The organism is Stenotrophomonas sp. YIM B06876, from assembly GCF_030711595.1.
Lineage (GTDB): Bacteria > Pseudomonadota > Gammaproteobacteria > Xanthomonadales > Xanthomonadaceae > Stenotrophomonas.
Window position 1 is genome coordinate 1 of sequence record NZ_JAUJUJ010000515.1, and the last position, 566, is coordinate 566.

Sequence of the window (566 nt, forward strand, 5' to 3'; positions counted from 1 at the left end):
CGGGCGCGAAGTGACCCAGAACGACCGCCCCGAACTCACCGCCGTCAAGATCATCGTCTCGGGTGGCCGGGCGCTCGGGAGCAAGGAAAAGTTCGACGAAGTCATGCTCCCGCTGGCCGACAAGCTCGGCGCTGCGCTGGGCGCGAACCGCGCGGTGGTGCGCGAGCTACGCGCCGAACGACCTGCACGTGGGGCAGACGGGCAAGATCGTGGCGCCGCAGCTATACATCGCCTGCGGCATCTCGGGCGCGATCCAGCACCTGGCNCCGGGCGCTCGGGAGCAAGGAAAAGTTCGACGAAGTCATGCTCCCGCTGGCCGACAAGCTCGGCGCTGCGCTGGGCGCGAACCGCGCGGTGGTGCGCGAGCTACGCGCCGAACGACCTGCACGTGGGGCAGACGGGCAAGATCGTGGCGCCGCAGCTATACATCGCCTGCGGCATCTCGGGCGCGATCCAGCACCTGGCGGGAATGAAGTACAGCAAGGTCATCGTGGCGATCAACAAGGACCCGGAGGCTCCGATCTTCTCGGTGGCCGACCATGGGCTCGAGGCAGACTTGTTCACGG

At 67.6% G+C, this 566-nt stretch carries 2 pseudogenes; both read left to right on the top strand.

The annotated features are described in order from the left end of the window. Positions 1-293, top strand: a pseudogene (locus QZH66_RS18235) (FAD-binding protein); the annotation flags it as partial. Between the two features lie 34 nt (positions 294-327). Continuing rightward, positions 328-566: pseudogene (locus QZH66_RS18240) on the top strand (FAD-binding protein); the annotation flags it as partial.